Below are 18,117 nucleotides of genomic sequence, written 5' to 3' on the forward strand. Positions count from 1 at the left end.
TGGTTATAAGAGTGTTAGTAGACGGAAGCGTCCCGTTTGATTAGAGAGTCGGTCCAGAATTTGGCACGTATTGTCCAGTACAGAAAACGTGATCAGCAATCAGACTGGTCTCATATCGCGTCGATTATTCAGGCTGTCTCTAACACCTTGGACCCGAATTAGTTGAGGCCTCTAAACAGCACGGTTTAGACAACCCGAACCTCGCATTACCAGAATTTCCGCAGCGAATGTGCCGGAGCGGCCTCGGATGGGCGGTCGGATCGGTCTGGTAATAGCGAAAACTCCGGCAAGTCCCATTTGCAAATCCCGTCTAGCGGAATAGCCTTTGCTCACGTTGACTCAGTTCACGTGCTGTTCCGCACGATGCAATTCGTCTTTGTGCGTTAACTGAATGCAAGCACAGATCATGCTATTGCCGCGCGTGGTGCGGCCGACTCATAACAACATCAGGAGACTTCACAATGTCTACACAGACGATACTTTGGATCCCTATTGCGCATAGGAAATACGCCGAAGCCAATGGCGCGAAATATGATGCCGAACAGCGCGTATGGTACGTGGAGGGCGAAATACCATCTGCACTCGTCGAATACATCGCGCTAGCCCCTCGAGCGCGCGACTATACGAAAGAGGCAGTACCGAACTGCCCTATCTGCGGACATGCGATGGTGTGGATCAATACCAAGAAGCCGTTCTGGGGCTGCAGCCAATACAAGAACACGGATTGCCAAGGCTCTCGTCCCGGAGACTACGCTGCACGCTATCCAACCAGATTCGCGGCTCCTAAATCCATATCGAGCAACGCTGCCGGCAGTTCAATATTTGTGCGTGGTATTCATCTGACTCGGATCCTGTCGCTGCTGCGCCGTTGCGTCAAAAACAATGACAAGATATTGATCTGGTTAAATGAGAACAGAACCGAGTTCAAAGGAAAGAGTGCCTTGGAACTCATGGGAACCAAAGAAGGCCTCAGGCGCGTCGAAGCATTCATTCTCGAAGCCTTCGACGTGTCGTAAAGAATAAAGGCAAGTCATTCAACTGCGCGTCTTTTCCGGTCTGCGCGCAAACCTCATACCCGTTATCATGAGCTATTCCGTGCCTAACCCTAACGCAAGCGCACCGAGCCCCTCTCATGATCGACCCGGCGAATTTATTGGCCATCGTCCTGATGGCATCCGTGACCTATCTCACACGTATCGGCGGCTATATCCTGCTGCGCAACCGCAGCCTCGGCCCGCGCGCCACAGCGGTGCTGGAATCCGCCCCCGGCTGTGTGCTGTTGGCGGTCATCGCACCGGTCTTTGTATCTGACAAACCTTCCGATCTGATCGCGCTGGCGCTGACCGTCGTTGCTGCAACGCGGCTTGCTTTGTTGCCCACCGTCCTGATCGGCGTTGTCAGCGCCGCCTTGCTGCGCCACTTCATGTCCTGACGCCCACCCCAACGTTCGAGTTACCGGCCATCCCATGCCCACCGCCCAAAAACAAGGCGCCGCCGTACAACCGTTGTCCGATCATGCCACGCCATGGGCGCAATGTTGCGCAGGCGCCCTTGCCAGCCTGCCGGTGCTGTTCGGCATCATTCCCTTTGGTCTGGTCCTGGGCGCGCAAGCCGCGCAAAAAGGACTGACGCCATTCGAAGTCCCCTTGCTGACTGGCCTGAATTTCGCAGGCGGCTCGGAATTCGCCGCGCTGGGCCTGTGGGCCGCGCCACCGCCGTTATTGCTGATCATGGCAGTGACCTTCCTGGTCAATAGCCGCATGCTGGTCATGGGTGCGGCCATGACGCCGTTTTTGCGCCATTTGCCCAAGCGCAAGGTCCTGCCCTCACTGTTCCTGATGACCGATGCCAGTTGGGCCTTATCCATGGCCGATACGCGGCGGCGCGCGCAACTGGGCATGGAGCCTGCCTTCAGCCTGGCCTACTACATGGGTACCTCGTTAGTGTTCTATGTGGCATGGATCGGCTGTACGACGCTGGGCGCAATACTGGGCCCCCTGCTCGGCCATCCCGAGGTCTATGGCCTGGACATGGCTTTTCCGGCGGTGTTTCTGGTCATGCTCAGAGGCATGTGGCGCGGCGTGCGGCGCGCCGTGCCATGGCTGGTCAGCCTGCTGGCTGCCATCGTCACTTACAAACTGGTGCCGGGCGCCTGGTATGTCGCCGCCGGTGCGATGGCGGGTATTGTCACAGCTGTCGTGTGGACGCCGAGGCCACCTCAAAAAGCCTGACACCCATATGCCGGCAGGCACGAGATCAGCCCGGATCAACAACGACTACCCGATCCATCACGGCCTGCCCCCGTGCCAAAGAAAAACCCGCGCTTCGTGAGAAACGCGGGTCTTGTACCCCAACAAGGGATGTTCTGATTTAGAACGGAATATCGTCGTCCATATCCGCCAAGTTGGCTGCGCCGCCCGCAGCGGGTGCTGCTGCAGCTGCCGCCGGGCGCTGCGCGGGCGGACGTTGGGCCGGGGCGCGTTGTTGACGCGGTGCACCCTCGTCGTAGCCACCACCGCCAAAGCCGCCTTCGCCGCCGCCCTCGCGGCCGCCCAGCATTTGCATCTGGTCGGCGACGATTTCGGTGCTGTAGCGATCAGCGCCGGTGTCCTTGTCTTGCCATTTGCGGGTTTTCAGACGACCCTCGATGTAAACCGGACGGCCTTTCTTAAGGTATTCACCCGCGATCTCGGCCAGGCGGTTGTACATCACCACACGGTGCCACTCGGTTTCTTCGCGGCGCTCACCGCTGGCCTTGTCCTTCCATTGCGAGGTGGTCGCAATGGAAACGTTGCAAATCGCCGCGCCATCCGGGCTGTAACGAACTTCGGGGTCGCGTCCCAGATTGCCGACGAGAATGACTTTATTGACCGATGCCATGATGACGATTTTCCTCTAATGCCCCAGGGCAACCGACGTGGCCCCACGGACATGAAATTGCATGATTTTCCGAACTTGCCAGAACTAAACCGAAGTTATTGCACATTCTGGCCCTGATACTGCCGGGGGACGATGTATCAAGTTGTACGAGCGCGTACCGCGCTATCCCCTACTGAGCGTTACCGTAAGCTTACCGCACGTTGTCATGATTTTAATGGGGTCGGAGCGCGGAAACGTCTCACTCTGTCAGCACAAGAACAAAAATTGCGACGGACCGCGTTGGTGCCAGTGGTGGAAGTTAGGCGTCACGATGAGGTAGCGCAGCGGACCCAACCTCACGCTGACATTGCCGTTCGTCCGACGCTTTGGGCGGGGGTTTACCGAAATAACGTCACTAGTGCCCGCATTTTTGAGTTGGCACATAAAACAACTGTCCTCCGAAACGACAAGTCATCTCGGAGGACGGGTTTCACACACAGCAGGGAAGCGAACCGGGCAACTCTCGGTCCGAGGATTGCTTAGAACCCTTCAAATCCCATCGCAGGATCGCTGATGCCATCTGCGCCGGTTTCCACGCGGCCGGCAAATCTGCGGCTCCAGCCAGGCAGGGCCGCGCACGTCACGGTAAAGTCATACCAGCGCGTGCTGCTCGCGAGGTCCCAATGAATATCCTCGGAGGCGCCTGCCGCCACCGCGACGTTCCATGGGCCTTCGTTGAAGTACGCGTTGGCCTTGATGGTGAAGCTGGCATCGCCATTGCCATTGTTCATCGCCGTCAGATAGACGTTGCCATTGGCGATGTCGTAGCACACGCGGACTTCGGGTGCGACAGCGTTTTGCGCAGCCTGGGCGGTCAAGTCGCCCTTGAATGCGCGGTGAAAACCGTTGGGGCCCAAGACCCACAGATCGTATTCGCCGGCATCGCCGCTGGTTTCCCAGATGTCATCCAACTGCATATCGGGCTGAACCATATAGCGCCGCGGAATGCGGTCCAGGTGCAGGCGGTCATAGACGTGATAGACCGCAGCCTGTTTGCCCGTATTGGAAAAAATCAGTTGGACAGTGCCTGCAGAGGAATCCGCACGTGCGCTGACGTGCAGCTCATAAGGCAATGCCCGTGATGGACGCTCGCCCGGCTGTTGGTCCGGCAAGGACTGGGGATTAGGCAGCGGCACTGCACCCAGGGCCTCTTGTGCCAAAATCAATGCATCGGCTGCCTCTTTGGTCGTGCGGCCCGCCAACGCCGGAAACTCTGCGTTCGGCGTAGCGAAATTGAACGCGCTCGTCAGGTCACCGAACACCGCGCGGCGATAGGGACTGATGTTGGTTTCAGCGACACCAAAGCGTGCCTCCAGGAAACGCAGCACCGAGGTGTGATCGAACTGCTGCGAGTTCACCCAGCCCCCCTTGCTCCACGGTGAAATCACATACATCGGCACACGCGGCCCGGGCCCGTAGCAATCGCCATCGGGCTCCGGCATGTTCGAGTTGTCTACCTCTGCATGCGTGTAATACTCGTACGACAGCTCATCGTCGCTCAACGTGGTCTTGCCGGCCTTGGCACCGGTCTCGTCCATCGACGGCGCGCACGGCGGCGGCAGGTGATCAAAGAAGCCATCGTTCTCGTCAAAGTTCACGATCAGGACGGTCTTGCTCCAGACCTCGGGATTCGCCGTCAACGCATCCAGCACTTCCTGCGTGTACCACGCGCCTTGCGCAGGACTTGAAGGTCCGGGGTGTTCCGAATACGTCGAAGGGGCAACGATCCAGGTGACCTGCCGCAGCTTGTTGTTGAGCACGTCCTCTTTAAACGTCGTGAGAAAGCCCCCGTCGGGCATGGTGTTTGCAATGCCCTTGTACAAGGGTGCAATCGCGTCGTCGGTCGAGGCATCGTAGGCGGGATTGTTATCCACATCGTGATAGACCGGCTTGCCCGAATCCAGATTCGCCTGGCGATACTGTTTAAAGCCAATCAACGGGTTGTCGGTGTAGTTGCTGGGCATGTTCTGATAGACCATCCACGTCACACCCGCTTTTTCCAGGCGCTCGGGATAAGTCGTCCAGTTGTAGCCCGTCGTATTCAGGTCGGTGGTCGAATCCAATCCATCCCACACGTTGTTGACCACGACTTTGCCATCGGCTGTCGTCGCGCCGTTGGTGCCGGTCATGTGAAAAAGACGGTTCGAATTGGTGCCGCCATGCAGCGAGCAAAAGTACGCATCACAGATCGTGAAGGCGTTGGCCAGGGCATACTGGAACGGGGCTTCCTGTTCCGTGAAATAGCCCATCGACTGCTGTCTCTTGTATTTAGGCCATTGATTCATACGGCCACAATCCCATGCGTCGCGGGCATCGGCCCACGAGTGCGGCGTACCGCTGACGCGTTGCGCGTTGCCCTCGGTTTGATCCAGGTGATAAGGCAACACCAGCGCACCGCTGGCGTCTTTCTGTTGCCATACATTCAGACCGGCACTGAGCGGAATAGGAAAGCGATCGCCGAACCCGCGCACGCCCGACAAGGTGCCAAAATAGTTGTCGAACGAACGGTTCTCTTGCATCAGGATCACGACGTGCTCGACGTCCATGATCGTGCCCGTAGCATTGTTCGCCTCGATCGCCAACGCGCGGCGGATGCTGGGCGGAAACATGCTCAAGGCAGCAGTGGAAAAAGTAGCGCCGAAGCTCGTGCGCAGAAAATTTCGCTTCGAATGATTGATCGTCATATCAGGATCTGCAACATGTTATCGAGGGCTCAAGGCGCACAGCGCAACTGCGGTGGCGTCGAGGTATCGGGCGTGGAGGTATCAGGAGGCGTGCCGGTGTTGTCATTCGAGTCGTCATCGCTGCCGCTGCCGCAACCAGCAAGCACGCACGTAAACCCAACGATGGCAAGCAACACCCGGGCATGGCGTACGTATCTGGCGCACGCCCATTCAGTCGATTCTGGTTTCATAAAAAATGGAAAACTCGAGAGGATGATTGGAAACACAGTCGACACGCCGAGCCTGGGAGGCTGCACACTGCAGCACCGTGGTGTTGCGTTGGCACGCACAGCACAGCGAGAACCCTCGTCACGCAGCGATGACTATGTGTCGCCTCTTGCTGGCCAAGAGACTGAGAAATTCTAGGAAGGCAGAGAAACGGGACCGTTACAGCGAGTCGATAAATGCTGATAGGCCCATCGAAGTATTTGGGTCATTGATTCAGCTTTTAGACAGCTTCATCAATCGCCACGATCATGGTGCGCGCAAAGAAAAACGCGTGGCTGGCCGGCAGATCGGCAGCGCACGCGCGCAGGCAAAGAAAATCATATGGCGATCGCCGTATGACTGACACATGACAATGATCGAACGAATGAAACAGACAGACCGATAATTTCGCGATCAGTCGCGTGTTTCAAGGACTTTGTTAATACGCAATGCCAGCAAAGTACACACCGTACCTGACAGCAGATAAACACTCACGGCCACCAACCCGAACCGTGCCGACAAGCCCAATGCGACCAGCGGCGCAAAAGCCGCGCCGATGAGCCACGCCATGTCCGTGGTCAGGGCCGCGCCCGTGTAGCGATAACGCCGGATGAAGTTGGCCGTCACGGTGCCCGAGGCCTGGCCATAAGACAAACCCAACAGCACAAAACCAATCAGAATGAACGCGTTCTGTGCGCTGGGTCCACCACCCAATAGCCACGGCGTGAACAACGCATAGATGCTGATCAGTACCGCCAACAAGCCCAGCGTAGTACGGCGTCCGATACGATCAGCCACCATGCCCGAGGCGATAACGCCCAGGATGCACAACACCGCCCCGACGATTTGTACGATCAACACCTGGGGAATTTCCTGCGACTGGCGAATCGCGATCCACGACAACGGGAACACCGTCACCAAATGGAACAGCGCATAGCTCGCCAGCGCGGCAAAAGCCCCGATGAACATGTTGTAGCCTTGATCCCGCACCATCTCGCCAACAGGGATGGGCTCGAGCTCGCCTTCTTCGAGCAGTTGCGTATATTCCTCTGTGACCACGAGGCGCAAACGCGCAAAGAGCGCCACGACGTTGATCGCGAACGCCACAAAGAACGGATAACGCCAGCCCCAGGCTAAAAAGTCGGCCTCGGTCAGCGTGACATGCAAAAAGAGAAACAGGCCGCTGGCGACCATGAAGCCCACAGGCGCACCCAGCTGCCCCAACATTGCATACCAGCCGCGGCGATTGGAGGGTGCATTGAGCGCCAGCAGCGACGGCAGCCCGTCCCATGATCCGCCGAATGCCAAGCCCTGCATACAGCGAAAAATGGCCAGCAATACGATGGCATAAGGCCCTATCACCTCATAGCTGGGCAAAAACGCCATGCCTACGGTTGCCGTACCCAGCACGAACAGCGCCACCGTCAGCTTGGTGGCGCGCCCCCATTGCCGCTGAATCGCCATCGATACGACGGTGCCGATGGGGCGCATGATGAAGGCGAACGAAAAGATCACAAACGACCAAATCGTGCCCTGAAGCGGCCCCTCAAAAGGGAAAAATACCCTGGGGAAAACCAGTACGCAGGCAATGCCGAAGACGAAGAAGTCGAAATACTCAGATGCCCTGCCCACCACCACGCCCACTGCGATTTCGCCGGGCGCGACCTTGGCATGACTCCCGTGTCCGCTGGGCAAGGGCGCGCCAGGCGCAGGGGGAATATGACCAGGATATTGCGTTGTGGTCGACATGAGCTAGCTCGCAAAAAGAAGGGCTGGGTACACCTTGTCTACGATCTTGCAACATACGTTAGTAGGGTACGCTCATGTCCGGGAAGGCTGCAAGCGTCTCGGCATGACTCTGTGTGTCATAGACGTCGATTCACAGACGGAAACGCGCCTAACGCTAGATTTTTCTCGATATCCAGCGTAGTGTTGTGCCTACTTCCCACGGTTACGTTTCGGGGTTTGGCCATGCCGTCTTTCCCAAGGCTCCGCGGATTTATTCTGTTTGCCCTCGTGCCCTTGCTGGGCGGGTGCAACGCGGTACTGCTATCGCCGTCCGGCGATATTGCCCTGCAGCAACGTAATCTGATCATCATCTCGACCGTACTGATGCTGCTGATCATCGTACCGGTCATCGCGCTGACATTTTTATTTGCGTGGCGCTATCGAGAAACCAACAAGGCCGCACATTACGATCCCGAGTGGAATCATTCCACCGTGCTCGAGCTGCTCATCTGGGCTGCGCCGCTGCTCATTATCATTGCGCTGGGCGCAGTAACCTGGGTCAGTACGCACCAGCTTGACCCTTATCGCCCGTTAGCCAGATTGTCCGAGGGCCGCACCATTCCGCCGGATACCAAACCCCTGGTGGTGGAGGTCGTCGCGCTGGACTGGAAATGGCTGTTTCTCTATCCAGAGCAAGGCATTGCCACGGTCAACGAAATGGCTGCGCCCGTTGACCGCCCTATCCAGTTCAAGATCACCTCGTCATCGGTCATGAATTCGTTCTTTGTGCCGGCGTTAGCGGGGCAGATCTATGCCATGCCGGGCATGCAGACCACTCTGCATGCGGTGATCAACCACCCCGGCACCTACGAAGGCCTGTCTGCGAACTACAGCGGTGCGGGATTCTCGGGCATGCGATTTGCGTTCCATGGCCTTGATCAAGCCGGATTCGATAAATGGGTGGCGTACGCACGAGCTGCAGGCAGCACGCTCAGTCGCGAAACCTATTTGCAATTGGAGCAGCCCAGCGAGCGCAATCCCGTGACGCGCTACGCAAGCGTTGCGCCGGGCCTGTTTGACGCCATCGTCAACCGCTGCGTAGAACCCAATCGCATGTGCATGAGAGACGTAATGGCCATTGACGCTCAAGGCGGCCTGGGCATCCCCGGTGTGTACAACGTGACGAGCCTGGATCCTGCCGTACGCGAACGCCTCGGCCTGACGCAAACGCCCCCGCGGCAATACGTGGGCTCCATGTGTACGTCGCCGGCGCAATTACTGCTCTGATGGGGCGAGCTGTCGGCCGTGTGCTGACAGTGTCGTGAATTGATGGTCTTTAGCCTGAGATCGAGATGACAGATCAAACAGACCTTACCCGCCTGATCTTCGGTCGACTGACCTGGGAATCCATTCCGTATCACGAGCCTATCCTGGTCGTGACCTTTATCGTCGTCGCCCTCGGCGGCATCGCGGTGCTGGGCGGTATCACGTATTTCGGCAAATGGGGTTATCTCTGGCGCGAGTGGTTCACCAGCATCGATCACAAGAAAATCGGGATCATGTACATGATCCTGGGCATCATCATGCTGCTGCGCGGGTTTTCCGATGCCATCATGATGCGGGCGCAACAGGCCATCGCGTTCGGCGACTCCGCCGGGTATCTACCGCCTCATCACTATGATCAGATCTTCACCGCACACGGCGTGATCATGATTTTCTTTGTGGCCATGCCCTTGGTCACAGGCCTGATGAACTATATCGTGCCCCTGCAGATCGGCGCGCGCGATGTCGCATTTCCGTTTCTGAACAACTTCAGTTTCTGGATGACCACGGGTGGCGTGATATTGGTCATGCTGTCGCTGTTTGTCGGTGAATTCGCCAAGACGGGATGGCTGGCGTATCCACCCTTGTCAGGAATCGCCCATAGTCCGGATGTGGGAGTGGATTACTACATCTGGGCCTTACAGATAGCGGGGGTAGGCACACTGCTGTCCGGCGTGAACTTGCTGGTCACCATCGTCAAGATGCGTGCGCCGGGCATGACGATGATGCGCATGCCGATTTTCACGTGGACTGCGCTTTGCACCAATGTCCTGATCGTTGCGGCCTTTCCCGTCTTGACGGCCGTGTTGGCGCTGCTGACGATGGATCGCTACGTGGGCACCAATTTCTTCACGGCAGACTTCGGCGGCAACGCGATGATGTACGTGAACCTGGTCTGGATCTGGGGGCACCCGGAGGTCTACATCCTGATCTTGCCCGCTTTTGGTATTTTTTCCGAGGTGGTGTCGACGTTCTGCCGCAAACGCTTGTTCGGTTATGCGTCCATGGTGTATGCCACAGTCGTGATTACGGTGTTGTCTTATCTGGTCTGGCTGCACCATTTCTTCACTATGGGGTCAGGCGCCAGCGTCAACTCGTTTTTCGGGATCACGACGATGATCATCTCGATCCCGACCGGCGCCAAGATTTTCAATTGGTTGTTCACGATGTATCGTGGGCGCATTCGATTCGAAGTCCCCATGTTGTGGACGCTGGGCTTCATGGTCACTTTCGTCATCGGAGGCATGACGGGCGTACTGCTGGCGGTGCCGCCTGCGGATTTCGTGCTGCACAACAGTCTGTTCCTGATTGCGCACTTTCATAACGTCATCATCGGCGGGGTGCTGTTCGGTCTGATGGCCGGTATCACCTACTGGTTCCCCAAGGCCTTTGGCTACAAACTGGATCCGTTCTGGGGCAAGTGTTCGTTCTGGTTCTGGCTGGTCGGTTTTTATATCGCTTTCATGCCGCTCTACGCATTGGGCTTGATGGGCGTCACACGTCGCGTGAACCACTTCGAAGATGCGTCGTTGCAGATATGGTTCCAGGTTGCGGCATTCGGGGCGTTCCTGATCGCTCTGGGGATCGCCAGTTTCTTGATTCAACTCGTCGTGAGCTATCGCCGCCGGGACTCGTTGCGCGATTTCACGGGCGACCCCTGGGACGGCCGTACGCTGGAATGGTCCACCTCATCGCCGCCGCCAAGCTACAACTTTGCCTTTACGCCTCGTGTGCACGATATAGATGCCTGGGCGCAAATGAAGCAATATGGCTATCAGCGGCCGCAACAGGGCTTTATCCCCATCCATATGCCCAAAAACACCTGGGCCGGCATTGTGCTGGCGGGCATCAGCGTGGTGATGGGATTTGCCCTGATCTGGCACATGTGGCCGTTGGCGATCCTGTCGTTTGCGGCCCTGATCGTGGTGGCAATCATCCATACCTTCAACTACAAGCGCGACTACTACGTGCCGGCCGAAGACGTCGTGCAGACCGAAGCCGCGCGCACCCGGTTGCTGGAACAACATGTCTGATACCCTGGCCCCTCCCCTGACTGGCGGCGCCACACCGCCGTCCGAGCCCGTGTTCTACGTCGCGGGCGAACATCACCCCAAGAACGGCACCTTGCTCGGATTCTGGGTGTATCTGATGAGCGACTGCCTCATCTTTGCGTGCCTGTTCGCCACCTATGGCGTATTAGGCCGCAACTATGCAGCAGGGCCATCCGGCGCCGATCTGTTCGACCTGCCGCTCGTTGCCGTCAATACTTCCCTGTTGCTGCTGTCGTCGATCACGTACGGCTTTGCAATGCTGGAAATGCGCAGCAAACGCGTCGGCATGGTCCAGCTGTGGCTCGCCATTACCGGGATCTTGGGCCTGGGCTTTTTATCACTGGAAATGTATGAGTTCGTACACCTGATCGAGCGAGGCGCCGGACCGCAACGCAGTGCGTTCCTGTCGTCTTTCTTTACCTTGGTCGGCACGCACGGCCTGCACGTGACGTTTGGCATTGTCTGGCTGGTCACACTGATGGTGCAGGTAAACAAACACGGACTGATTCCGGAAAACCGCCGACGGCTGATGTGCTTGTCTATGTTCTGGCACTTTCTGGATCTGATCTGGGTCGGCGTGTTCACCTTTGTCTATCTGATGGGAGTACTGCCATGACCCAGCATACCCAGAATCTGGCGGACCGCGGCGTGGGCCACCATCATGACCATGGGCACCACGACGATCACGATGAGGTCGGCCATGGCACCTTCAAAAGCTATGTCACCGGCTTTATCCTGGCCGCCATTCTGACCGCCATTCCCTTTTGGCTGGTCATGGGCAAAGTCATGGAAAGCTCGCGCACCACCGCGCTAGTGCTGCTCGCCTTTGCCGTCGTGCAAATCGTGGTGCACATCGTCTACTTTCTGCATTTGGACACCAAAGCCGAAAGCGGCTGGAATATGTTGGCGTTCATCTTTACCCTGGTACTCGTTGTCATCACGCTTAGCGGATCGATCTGGATCATGTATCACCTGGATTCGAATATGATGCCCATGTCCGTTCACGACATGCGAAATATGCCTTGATGACTCCAGGAAAAGCAGAAACCCAATCCCCCGCTCCCCGTCCCCGCAGTACCGTCACCCTGATCGTATTCGGGGTGATTGCGCTCGCCATTTTTGCCGCGCTCTGCGCGCTGGGCACATGGCAGGTCCATCGTCTTGCCTGGAAAGAAGCCCTCATCGCCAGCATCGACGCGCGCGTGCACTTGCCTGCCGTGCCTGCACCATCTAAGGCCGAATGGCCCGCCTTGAACTATGACAATGCGGAGTACCGCCACGTCACCGTGTCCGGTCGGTATGAGTTTGATCGGCAGACCCTGGTCCAGGCGGTCACCGACCTGGGCGGTGGCTACTGGGTCATGACCCCGTTGCGGCTGGCCGACGGCAGCACGATTTTGATCAACCGCGGCTTTGTTTTGCCCGAATGGCGCAAGAACCCGCCTGTGGAGACAGCCCCCGCGGAACCGGCCCAGGTCACCGGCCTGTTGCGCATGGGAGAGTCCGGCGAGGCCTTTTTGCGGAATAATGACCCCGCTGCCGATCGCTGGTACACGCGTGACCTGCAGGCCATTGCAACGACACGCCAGTTGACCGATGTCGCCCCGTATTTCATCGATGCGGATGCCGCCAGCAATGGCAATAATCGGGATCCTGCGCGTGGGCCCGTGGGCGGATTGACGGTGCTCACGTTTGCCAACAGCCACCTGAGCTATGCCATTACGTGGTATGCCCTGGCCGCGATGCTGCTGGTGGGAGTCTGGATTGTGGTGCGCGAGGAAAAACGGCGGCGCAAAGGCGTACAGTCGTAAGCGCTTGCGGGCGCGTGCTCAGAGGCGGACATGGTCCCCACACTGCTCTGCCGGCGTCCGCCTCACGGCAATGGCTTCAATGCCCACGTCACGGCCAGCCACAGCACTGACAGGCCTGCCGCCCCCAGGAACACGGCATTGGTGCCTACATGCGCGGCCAGCCAGCCGCCCAGCGCACCACCGCAGAACAGGCCAGCGGCCTGGGCAGTGTTGTAAAAGCCGAGCGCCAGGCCCTTGTACTGGGCAGGCGCCACGCGCGACACCAAGGACGGCTGCAAGGCCTCCAGCACGTTGAATGCGACGAAAAAGGCCGTCATCACAAGCGCCAGGGTATAAAAACCCTGACTGGCCATGGGCAGCAGCGCGCACACCACAATCAACCCGGCGACAGCAGCGCGTAGCGCGCCCCGGTGCGCCCGGCGGCGTTCAGCGATAAAGATCACGGGCACCATCAGGACAAACGACACCACGATGATGGGAAGATAGACCTTCCATAGTGCCTGTGTATCCAGCCCCCCGGTATGCGCCAGCAAGGCAGGCACCACGACAAAGAGCGCGACTTGGGTACAGTGCAGGACGAATACGCCAAAATTCAGGCGCAGCAAATCCGTATGGGCCAGGACAGCATGCGGGCCGGCATTGTTCATGCTGCGTGCGTCGGTCCGAGGAACGACCGGCACGACCCAGCGCGCAACAGCCAGGCTGGCCACGCCCAGACAGGCGATCGTCCAGAACAAGCCGGACAAGCCCCACCACCCCACCAGCAAGGGCGAGAGCACCAGCGACACGGCAAACGACAGCCCAATCGAGCCACCCACCATAGCCATGGCACGCGTACGTACCTCATCGCGCGTTGCGTCGGCCAGCCAGGCGGTAACCGCGGCAGAAATGGCGCCCGCACCCTGAATGGCGCGGCCTATGGTGATCCAGAACACGTCCTGCGCCTGGGCGCACACGACACTGCCAATGATGAACAGCACCAGGCCGGCGATCACGACGGGACGCCGTCCCCAACGGTCGGACGCCAGGCCAAAGGGTATCTGCATGAAGGCCTGAGTCAGCCCATACATGCCCAGCGCCAGCCCTACTTTCATGGGATCGTCGCCCCCCGGCAAGCCACGCGCCGCGACGGCGAAGACTGGCAGCAACAGGAACAGGCCGAGCATCCGGCACGCGAACAAGCCGGCGAGCGCCACACTGGCTCGCCTTTCAGACGGGGTCAACTTCAGTTTCGGTTCGGCCGGCATGCAACAGGGATGGAAAAAGCCTCAGCGCGCTATAGTACCAAGTTGGCCTTTGAAACTGCTGAATCTGCCCGATGAACGCGATACGCATCCGGGGTGCTCGCACCCACAATCTCAAAAACGTCTCGCTGGACTTGCCTCGCCACAAACTGGTGGTGGTAACGGGGCTGTCTGGCTCGGGCAAATCATCGCTGGCCTTTGACACCCTGTACGCCGAGGGGCAACGCCGCTACGTAGAGAGCCTGTCGGCCTATGCCCGGCAGTTCCTGCAATTGATGGATAAACCCGATGTCGATCTGATCGAGGGCCTGTCCCCGGCGATTTCCATCGAACAAAAAGCCGCAGGCCATAACCCTCGCTCAACCGTCGGCACCATTACCGAGATTCACGATTACCTGCGCCTGCTGTATGCGCGGGTAGGCACCCCCTACTGCCCGGATCACGGCCTGCCGCTGCAGGCGCAAAGCGTCAGCCAAGTGGTGGATGCCGTCCTGGCCTGGCCCGCAGAAACCCGCCTGGCCGTACTGGCGCCCATTGCCCGGGCACGAAAGGGCAGCTTCGAGGACGAGTGCGCCAGTTTGCAAGCCCAAGGCTATGTGCGGCTGCGCGTGGACGGTCAAATGCAGGAAATCAGCGACATGGCGCCGCTGAAGAAAAATGAAAAACACGACATCGATGTGGTGATCGACCGGCTGCGCATCCGGCCCGAAAGCAAACAACGGCTGGCGGAAAGCTTCGAGACCGCCATGCAGCTGGCCGATGGCCGTACGGTGGCGCTGGATATGGACAGCGGCCGCGAACAGGTATTTTCCAGCCGCTATGCCTGTCCCGTATGCAGCCACAGCTTGCCCGAACTGGAGCCGCGCCTGTTCAGTTTCAACAATCCGATGGGCGCCTGCCCTTCGTGTGACGGCATCGGGCAAGTGGGGTTTTTTGATCCCAAGCGCGTGGTGGCATTTCCCGAGCTCAGCCTCGCAGCGGGTGCGGTGCGCGGCTGGGACCGCCGCAATGCCTTTACGCATTCGCTGTTGACCAGCCTGGCGGCGCATTATGAGTTCGACATCGAAACGCCTTTCGAAGAACTGCCGGAGGACGTGCGCCACAAGGTTCTGTACGGCTCCGGCGAAGAAGAAATCGCTTTTCTCTACCTGAATGAAAAAGGCCGCAGCACGGTCAAGCGGCACGCGTTCGAAGGCATCATCCCCAACCTGGAACGCCGTTGGCGCGAGACCGATTCGCCCACGGTGCGCGAGGAACTCGGTAAATATCGCAATATCAAGACCTGCCCCGATTGCGGCGGCTCGCGTTTGCGCGCCGAAGCGCGCCACGTGCTGATCGGCACCGACCCTCGAGGCGGCGAACGCCACGGCCAGGCGATATACGAAGTCGAGGCGATGCCTCTATCGGATTGCCTGGCCTGGTTCCGCGCGCTGACACTGACGGGCGCCAAGCAGGAAATCGCGCAACGCATTGTGCGCGAGATCGAGGCTAGGCTGAGCTTTCTGAACAACGTAGGGCTGAATTATCTATCGTTGGACCGCAGCGCCGATACGATCTCTGGCGGCGAAGCGCAACGTATCCGCCTGGCCAGCCAGATCGGCTCAGGTCTGACAGGGGTGATGTATGTGCTTGACGAGCCCTCTATCGGCCTACATCAGCGCGACAACGATCGTCTGATCGGCACGCTGCAGCATTTGCGCGACCTGGGCAATAGCGTCATCGTCGTCGAACACGACGAAGACATGATCCGTCTGGCCGACTGGGTCGTAGATATGGGCCCGGGCGCGGGCGAACATGGCGGCCAAGTGGTGGCGCAGGGTACGCCGGAAGCTGTCCAGGCAGACCCCGCATCGCTGACAGGGCAGTATCTGAGCGGCGCGCGCGCGATCGATATTCCGAAACGGCGTCCGGTCAACGATGAGCAGCCATGGCTGGTGCTCGAAGGCGCCAGCGGCAACAACCTCAAAACCGTCGATCTGCGTATTCCTGCTGGCCGCTTGGTTTGCGTGACGGGTGTGTCAGGGTCCGGTAAATCCACCTTGGTCAACGACACTCTGGCAGTAGCGGTGTCGCGCCAGTTGCATCACGCACAAAGCGAGCCGGCACCCTACGTGTCTCTCACCGGACTGGAGCATTTCGACAAGATCATCAGCGTCGATCAAAGCCCCATCGGCCGCACGCCTCGCAGCAATCCCGCCACGTATACAGGGCTCTTCACGCCGATCCGTGAATTGTTTGCGGGCGTACCGGAAGCACGCACGCGTGGCTACGATCCCGGACGATTCAGTTTTAACGTCAAGGGCGGACGTTGCGAGGCTTGCCAGGGTGACGGCGTGGTCAAGGTCGAAATGCATTTTCTGCCGGACATGTACGTGCCCTGCGACGTGTGTCATGGCAAACGCTATAACCGCGAAACCCTGGAGATCCGTTACCGGGGCCGCAACATCAGCGAGGTGCTGGATCTGACGGTCGCCCAGGCGCTGGAATACTTTGAATCCGTGCCCGCCATCGCTCGCAAACTCCACACCCTGATGGACGTGGGTCTGTCATACATCCGCCTGGGACAAAGCGCGACAACGCTGTCGGGCGGCGAAGCGCAACGGGTCAAGCTTTCGCTGGAGCTGTCTCGCCGCAGCACCGGACGTACGCTTTATATCCTGGACGAACCCACCACAGGGCTGCATTTCCGCGATATCGAAATGCTGCTGCAGGTGTTGAATCAATTGGTGGACAGCGGCAATACCGTGCTGATCATCGAGCACAATCTCGACGTCATCAAAACCGCCGATTGGCTGGTCGATATGGGCCCCGAGGGAGGCGATGGCGGCGGCATGGTCGTCGCCACCGGCACGCCGGAAGACGTTGCGGCCAATCCGCAGAGCCATACCGGACACTATCTCGGACGAGTCCTGCAGCGTAGCAAGTAATTCCGGTACGAAGTTGCCCGTGTTCTATGTGAACATCGGCCGCGCTCTGGCCGATCAACGCATGTCGAACAAGCGCCGGTGCTCGCGAATCGCATAGCGGTCCGTCATGCCGGCAATGTAGTCTGCAATGGCTCGCGCCTGCTGCGGTTCTTCTCGCCGGTGATCGGGTGGCAGCAGACGCGGGTCGGACAAAAAGGCCTCGAACAACTCTCGAACGATGCGGCGCGCTTTTGTCGTCATGCGCATCACGCGATAATGGCGATACAGGTTGTCGAATAGAAAGCGCTTGAGTTCGTCGGCGTCGCGGCGTACCTCGTCGGAAAACCCCGCCAAGGGCGGCGCGCAGCGCACCGCATCGCTATCGACGGGGGCCGTGTCGGCAATACGTGCCAATGAGGTCGCCGTCAAATCGACAATCAGCGTGTTGATCATGCGACGCACGGTCTCGGCAATGGCACGGCGCGAAGCCAACTGCGGATAACGTTCGAGCACCTCTCGATAATGGCGCGCAAAAATGGTCACGTCTTGCATTTGTTCGATCGTGATCAGGCCCGAGCGCAAACCATCGTCGATATCGTGATTGTTGTAAGCAATCTCGTCCGCCAGATTCGCTAGCTGCGCCTCCAGCGACGGCTGAGTACGATTCAGAAACCGCTCGCCCACATCGCCTAATTGACGAGCGTGCACCACGGAGCAATGCTTCAAAATGCCTTCGCGCGTTTCGAAGCAGAGGTTCAGGCCGCTGAAGTCTGCGTAACGTTCCTCGAGCTCATCAACCACGCGCAGGCTCTGCAGATTGTGTTCAAAGCCGCCCGCGTGCGGCGCCAGTTCACGCATGCAGGCATTCAGTTCATCCTGCCCGGCGTGACCGAATGGCGTATGGCCCAAGTCGTGCGCCAATGCAATGGCTTCGGTCAGATCTTCGGAGAGCCCCAAGCTGCGCGCCAGCGTGCGTGCGATCTGCGCGACTTCCAGGCTATGCGTGAGACGCGTCCGAAAAAGATCGCCCTCGTGATTCACAAAGACCTGGGTCTTGTATTCCAGACGACGAAAGGCCGTGCAATGAATGATGCGATCACGATCGCGTTGAAACTCGGTTCGGTTCTGCGGTGGCGGCTCGGCGTGCCGCCGCCCCCGTGTTGCTGAAGGGTCAGATGCGTAGCGGGCCAATTCGGTCATCGTGA

At 58.9% G+C, this 18,117-nt stretch carries 14 protein-coding genes; 9 read left to right on the forward strand and 5 right to left on the reverse strand.

Translation table 11 applies throughout. The features are described 5' to 3' along the window. Nucleotides 1-461 precede the first annotated feature (461 nt). From CAL20_RS00075 to CAL20_RS00085, 3 genes are all read left to right on the forward strand, one after another. Nucleotides 462-1,016 (forward strand): DUF5710 domain-containing protein, encoded by a 555-nt coding sequence (locus CAL20_RS00075; protein WP_094836940.1) that lies wholly within the window; start codon nucleotides 462-464, stop codon nucleotides 1,014-1,016. Nucleotides 1,017-1,132: 116 nt separating this feature from the next. Further along, nucleotides 1,133-1,432 (forward strand): AzlD family protein, encoded by a 300-nt coding sequence (locus tag CAL20_RS00080; RefSeq protein ID WP_094823883.1) that lies wholly within the window; start codon nucleotides 1,133-1,135, stop codon nucleotides 1,430-1,432. Nucleotides 1,433-1,466: 34 nt separating this feature from the next. Continuing rightward, a complete protein-coding gene (locus CAL20_RS00085; RefSeq protein ID WP_094836941.1) occupies nucleotides 1,467-2,231 on the forward strand; it encodes an AzlC family ABC transporter permease in 765 nt (254 codons plus the stop codon). A gap of 139 nt (nucleotides 2,232-2,370) precedes the next feature. Here CAL20_RS00085 and ssb read toward each other — a convergent pair whose 3' ends face one another. From ssb to CAL20_RS00105, 3 genes are all read right to left on the reverse strand, one after another. Continuing rightward, nucleotides 2,371-2,880, reverse strand: coding sequence for a single-stranded DNA-binding protein (ssb, locus tag CAL20_RS00090; protein WP_094836942.1), 510 nt, complete (start codon nucleotides 2,878-2,880; stop codon nucleotides 2,371-2,373). Nucleotides 2,881-3,398: 518 nt separating this feature from the next. Next, nucleotides 3,399-5,603 (reverse strand): phosphocholine-specific phospholipase C, encoded by a 2,205-nt coding sequence (locus CAL20_RS00095; RefSeq protein ID WP_094836943.1) that lies wholly within the window; start codon nucleotides 5,601-5,603, stop codon nucleotides 3,399-3,401. Nucleotides 5,604-6,263: 660 nt separating this feature from the next. Next, entirely contained in the window at nucleotides 6,264-7,598 is a 1,335-nt protein-coding gene (locus tag CAL20_RS00105) for an MFS transporter (protein WP_094823890.1), read from the reverse strand. 222 nt (nucleotides 7,599-7,820) lie between these two features. Between CAL20_RS00105 and cyoA the strand changes: the two genes are divergently transcribed. From cyoA to CAL20_RS00130, 5 genes are all read left to right on the forward strand, one after another. Continuing rightward, a complete protein-coding gene (gene cyoA / locus CAL20_RS00110; protein ID WP_094823891.1) occupies nucleotides 7,821-8,864 on the forward strand; it encodes a ubiquinol oxidase subunit II in 1,044 nt (347 codons plus the stop codon). Between the two features lie 65 nt (nucleotides 8,865-8,929). Beyond that, the gene (gene cyoB / locus CAL20_RS00115; protein ID WP_094823892.1) at nucleotides 8,930-10,933 is read left to right on the forward strand and encodes a cytochrome o ubiquinol oxidase subunit I; all 2,004 of its coding nucleotides are present in this window, start codon (nucleotides 8,930-8,932) and stop codon (nucleotides 10,931-10,933) included. Continuing rightward, entirely contained in the window at nucleotides 10,926-11,567 is a 642-nt protein-coding gene (cyoC, locus tag CAL20_RS00120) for a cytochrome o ubiquinol oxidase subunit III (protein WP_094823893.1), read from the forward strand. Before cyoB ends, cyoC begins: the two co-directional genes overlap by 8 nt. Next, nucleotides 11,564-11,977, forward strand: a complete 414-nt coding sequence (cyoD, locus tag CAL20_RS00125) for a cytochrome o ubiquinol oxidase subunit IV (protein ID WP_094823894.1) — start codon at nucleotides 11,564-11,566, stop codon at nucleotides 11,975-11,977. The genes cyoC and cyoD overlap by 4 nt, the downstream gene beginning before the upstream one ends. Further along, the gene (locus CAL20_RS00130) at nucleotides 11,977-12,762 is read left to right on the forward strand and encodes an SURF1 family protein (protein ID WP_094823895.1); all 786 of its coding nucleotides are present in this window, start codon (nucleotides 11,977-11,979) and stop codon (nucleotides 12,760-12,762) included. The genes cyoD and CAL20_RS00130 overlap by 1 nt, the downstream gene beginning before the upstream one ends. Before the next feature lie 62 nt (nucleotides 12,763-12,824). On the opposite strand, the gene CAL20_RS00135 is transcribed toward CAL20_RS00130, so the two are convergent. Then, on the reverse strand, nucleotides 12,825-14,009 hold the full coding sequence (locus CAL20_RS00135) for an MFS transporter (RefSeq protein ID WP_094823896.1): 1,185 nt from the start codon (nucleotides 14,007-14,009) through the stop codon (nucleotides 12,825-12,827). A gap of 71 nt (nucleotides 14,010-14,080) precedes the next feature. Here CAL20_RS00135 and uvrA point away from each other — a divergent pair, with 71 nt between their 5' ends. Continuing rightward, nucleotides 14,081-16,933: an excinuclease ABC subunit UvrA gene (uvrA, locus tag CAL20_RS00140; protein WP_094823897.1), complete on the forward strand. Its 2,853-nt coding sequence runs from the start codon at nucleotides 14,081-14,083 to the stop codon at nucleotides 16,931-16,933. Nucleotides 16,934-16,987: 54 nt separating this feature from the next. Here uvrA and CAL20_RS00145 read toward each other — a convergent pair whose 3' ends face one another. Further along, nucleotides 16,988-18,112 carry a deoxyguanosinetriphosphate triphosphohydrolase gene (locus tag CAL20_RS00145; protein WP_179266604.1) on the reverse strand — a complete coding sequence of 375 codons (1,125 nt, stop codon included), beginning with the start codon at nucleotides 18,110-18,112 and terminating at the stop codon, nucleotides 16,988-16,990. Nucleotides 18,113-18,117 lie beyond the last annotated feature (5 nt).

This window comes from Bordetella genomosp. 4 (assembly GCF_002261185.1).
In the GTDB taxonomy this organism is placed as follows: domain Bacteria; phylum Pseudomonadota; class Gammaproteobacteria; order Burkholderiales; family Burkholderiaceae_B; genus Bordetella_A.

What these genes read in the sequence shown, in the direction of transcription:
- CAL20_RS00075 (WP_094836940.1), top strand. Translation starts at nt 462, where the DNA reads ATGTCTACACAGACGATACTTTGGATCCCTATTGCGCATAGGAAATAC.
- CAL20_RS00080 (WP_094823883.1), top strand. Translation starts at nt 1,133, where the DNA reads ATGATCGACCCGGCGAATTTATTGGCCATCGTCCTGATGGCATCCGTG.
- CAL20_RS00085 (WP_094836941.1), top strand. Translation starts at nt 1,467, where the DNA reads ATGCCCACCGCCCAAAAACAAGGCGCCGCCGTACAACCGTTGTCCGAT.
- ssb (WP_094836942.1), bottom strand. Translation starts at nt 2,880, where the DNA reads ATGGCATCGGTCAATAAAGTCATTCTCGTCGGCAATCTGGGACGCGAC.
- CAL20_RS00095 (WP_094836943.1), bottom strand. Translation starts at nt 5,603, where the DNA reads ATGACGATCAATCATTCGAAGCGAAATTTTCTGCGCACGAGCTTCGGC.
- CAL20_RS00105 (WP_094823890.1), bottom strand. Translation starts at nt 7,598, where the DNA reads ATGTCGACCACAACGCAATATCCTGGTCATATTCCCCCTGCGCCTGGC.
- cyoA (WP_094823891.1), top strand. Translation starts at nt 7,821, where the DNA reads ATGCCGTCTTTCCCAAGGCTCCGCGGATTTATTCTGTTTGCCCTCGTG.
- cyoB (WP_094823892.1), top strand. Translation starts at nt 8,930, where the DNA reads ATGACAGATCAAACAGACCTTACCCGCCTGATCTTCGGTCGACTGACC.
- cyoC (WP_094823893.1), top strand. Translation starts at nt 10,926, where the DNA reads ATGTCTGATACCCTGGCCCCTCCCCTGACTGGCGGCGCCACACCGCCG.
- cyoD (WP_094823894.1), top strand. Translation starts at nt 11,564, where the DNA reads ATGACCCAGCATACCCAGAATCTGGCGGACCGCGGCGTGGGCCACCAT.
- CAL20_RS00130 (WP_094823895.1), top strand. Translation starts at nt 11,977, where the DNA reads ATGACTCCAGGAAAAGCAGAAACCCAATCCCCCGCTCCCCGTCCCCGC.
- CAL20_RS00135 (WP_094823896.1), bottom strand. Translation starts at nt 14,009, where the DNA reads ATGCCGGCCGAACCGAAACTGAAGTTGACCCCGTCTGAAAGGCGAGCC.
- uvrA (WP_094823897.1), top strand. Translation starts at nt 14,081, where the DNA reads ATGAACGCGATACGCATCCGGGGTGCTCGCACCCACAATCTCAAAAAC.
- CAL20_RS00145 (WP_179266604.1), bottom strand. Translation starts at nt 18,112, where the DNA reads ATGACCGAATTGGCCCGCTACGCATCTGACCCTTCAGCAACACGGGGG.